General features: G+C 59.6%; 2 rRNA genes. Both read left to right on the top strand.

Annotated elements, in window-relative coordinates:
- The first annotated feature begins 44 nt into the window (after nt 1–44).
- Nucleotides 45–3,183, top strand: a 23S ribosomal RNA gene (locus BUE37_RS22975).
- A gap of 127 nt (nt 3,184–3,310) precedes the next feature.
- Nucleotides 3,311–3,427, top strand: a 5S ribosomal RNA gene (gene rrf, locus BUE37_RS22970).
- Nucleotides 3,428–3,430 lie beyond the last annotated feature (3 nt).

Raw genomic sequence — 3,430 nt, 5'->3', positions numbered from 1 at the left:
GGTTCGAGTGATGCCAGAGTTCGCGTGTTTGTAGGTTTGTGTGTGGCCAAGATGTTGAGGGCACACGGTGGATGCCTGGGCACCAGGAGCCGATGAAGGACGTGGGAGGCTGCGATAAGCCTCGGGGAGCTGCCAACCGAGCGTTGATCCGAGGGTGTCCGAATGGGGGAACCCCGCACCAGTCATGTGGTGTGACCCGCGCCTGAACACATAGGGCGTGTGGAGGGAACGTGGGGAAGTGAAACATCTCAGTACCCACAGGAAGAGAAAACAACCGTGATTCCGTGAGTAGTGGCGAGCGAAAGCGGATGAGGCTAAACCGTTTCCATGTGATACCCGGCAGGGGTTGTGGGAGCGGGGTCGTGGGACCGATCGTGTCAGTTCTGCCGGACTGGCGGGGAGTGAGAAAGCGTAGTTGTTAGTGGAAGGCCTCTGGAAGGGGTCGCCGTAGAGGGTGAGAGCCCCGTACACGAAAACGCTGCGCCTCCTTGTTGTCGTGTTCCCAAGTAGCACCGAGCCCGTGGAATTCGGTGTGAATCTGGCGGGACCACCCGCTAAGCCTGAATACTCCCTGGTGACCGATAGCGGACGAGTACCGTGAGGGAAAGGTGAAAAGTACCCCGGGAGGGGAGTGAAATAGTACCTGAAACCGTGTGCCTACAAGCCGTGAGAGCCGTCAATCCGCATTCGTGCGGGCGGTGATTGCGTGCCTTTTGAAGAATGAGCCTGCGAGTTAGCGGTACGTGGCGAGGTTAACCCGTGTGGGGTAGCCGTAGCGAAAGCGAGTCCGAACAGGGCGAACGAGTCGCGTGCTCTAGACCCGAAGCCGGGTGATCTACCCATGGCCAGGTTGAAGCGCGGGTAAGACCGCGTGGAGGACCGAACCCACCAGGGTTGAAAACCTGGGGGATGAGCTGTGGGTAGGGGTGAAAGGCCAATCAAACCCGGTGATAGCTGGTTCTCCCCGAAATGCATTTAGGTGCAGCGTCGCGTGTTTCTTGCCGGAGGTAGAGCACTGGATGGCCGATGGGCCCCACAAGGTTACTGACGTCAACCAAACTCCGAATGCCGGTAAGTGAGAGCGCGGCAGTGAGACTGCGGGCGATAAGGTTCGTAGTCGAGAGGGAAACAGCCCAGATCATCGGCTAAGGCCCCTAAGCGTGTGCTAAGTGGAAAAGGATGTGGGATCGCAGAGACAACCAGGAGGTTGGCTTAGAAGCAGCCACCCTTGAAAGAGTGCGTAATAGCTCACTGGTCAAGTGGTTCCGCGCCGACAATGTAGCGGGGCTCAAGCACACCGCCGAAGCCGTGGCACTCACGAGATATCCCGCCGGTGTTCTTCGGAACGCCGGCCAGGTTCGTGGGTGGGTAGGGGAGCGTCGTGTGGCGGGTGAAGCGGCGGAGGAATCCAGCCGTGGACGCCACACGAGTGAGAATGCAGGCATGAGTAGCGAGAGGGGAGTGAGAACCTCCCCCGCCGGAAGACCAAGGGTTCCTGGGCCAGGCTAATCCGCCCAGGGTGAGTCGGGACCTAAGGCGAGGCCGACAGGCGTAGTCGATGGACAACGGGTTGATATTCCCGTACCCGCGAAGGAACGCCCATGCTGAACCCAGCGATGCTGACCCACCGAAACCGCTCACTGCTCTTCGGAGGAGTGGGTGGGAGTAGCTGGGGACCCGGACTGGTAGTAGGCAAGCGATGGGGTGACGCAGGAAGGTAGTCGGGCCGGTGAGTGGTAGTACCGGTGCAAGGGTGTGGCCCGTCTGGTAGGCAAATCCGCCGGACACAAGGGTGAGGCCTGACGCATAGCCGAATGAGGCGAATCCGATGATCCTATGCTGCCGAGAAAAGCCTCTAGCGAGTTCCGAGCGGCCCGTACCCCAAACCAACTCAGGTGGTCAGGTAGAGAATACCGAGGCGATCGAGCGAACTGTGGTTAAGGAACTCGGCAAAATGCCCCCGTAACTTCGGGAGAAGGGGGGCCGTCTACCGTGAACCGCCTCGCGCGGGGCAGCGGTGGGTGGCCGCAGAGACCAGTGAGAAGCGACTGTTTACTAAAAACACAGGTCCGTGCGAAGTCGTAAGACGATGTATACGGACTGACGCCTGCCCGGTGCTGGAACGTTAAGGGGACGGGTTAGTGCACTCCGGTGTGCGAAGCTCAGAACTCAAGCGCCAGTAAACGGCGGTGGTAACTATAACCATCCTAAGGTAGCGAAATTCCTTGTCGGGTAAGTTCCGACCTGCACGAATGGCGTAACGACTTCTCAGCTGTCTCAACCACAGGCTCGGCGAAATTGCACTACGAGTAAAGATGCTCGTTACGCGCGGCAGGACGGAAAGACCCCGGGACCTTCACTACAGCTTGATATTGGTGTTCGGTTCGGCTTGTGTAGGATAGGTGGGAGACTGTGAAGCGGGCACGCCAGTGTCCGTGGAGTCGCCGTTGAAATACCACTCTGGTCGAATTGGATGTCTAACCTCGGTCCGTGATCCGGATCAGGAACAGTGTCAGGTGGGTAGTTTAACTGGGGCGGTTGCCTCCCAAAATGTAACGGAGGCGCCCAAAGGTTCCCTCAGCCTGGTTGGCAATCAGGTGTCGAGTGCAAGTGCACAAGGGAGCTTGACTGTGAGACCGACGGGTCGAGCAGGAGCGAAAGCTGGGACTAGTGACCCGGCACCGGCATGTGGAAGCGGTGTCGCTCAACGGATAAAAGGTACCCCGGGGATAACAGGCTGATCTTCCCCAAGAGTCCATATCGACGGGATGGTTTGGCACCTCGATGTCGGCTCGTCGCATCCTGGGGCTGGAGTAGGTCCCAAGGGTTGGGCTGTTCGCCCATTAAAGCGGTACGCGAGCTGGGTTTAGAACGTCGTGAGACAGTTCGGTCCCTATCCGCCGTGCGCGTAAGAGACTTGAGAAGAGCTGTCCCTAGTACGAGAGGACCGGGACGGACGAACCTCTGGTGTGCCAGTTGTACCGCCAGGTGCACTGCTGGTTGGCTACGTTCGGCAGGGATAACCGCTGAAAGCATCTAAGCGGGAAGCTCGCTTCGAGATGAGGTCTCTCACCCAGTCAATGGGGTAAGGCCCCCGCCCAGACCAGCGGGTTGATAGGCCGGAAGTGGAAGCACCGTGAGGTGTGGAGCTGACCGGTACTAACAGGCCGAGGGCTTGACCACACACCATCCCCACACACACGCGGGGACATCGATGATGTGCGTATGACAGCGTCCACTGTGCAGCTCTGAACGCCCAACCCCCGGGCGCCACCAGCGGGTGGCGCCGGCCGGTTGTTGTTCACAGTGTTACGGCGGCCATGGCGAGAGGGAAACGCCCGGACCCATTCCGAACCCGGAAGCTAAGCCTCTCAGCGCCGATGGTACTGCCCTGGAGACGGGGTGGGAGAGTAGGACGCCGCCGGACAAC

It is taken from the genome of Geodermatophilus nigrescens, from assembly GCF_900129495.1.
Taxonomy (GTDB): Bacteria; Actinomycetota; Actinomycetes; order Mycobacteriales; family Geodermatophilaceae; genus Geodermatophilus; species Geodermatophilus nigrescens.
Note: the sequence above shows the minus strand (reverse complement) of the source record. Positions and strands in the feature narration are given on the sequence as shown.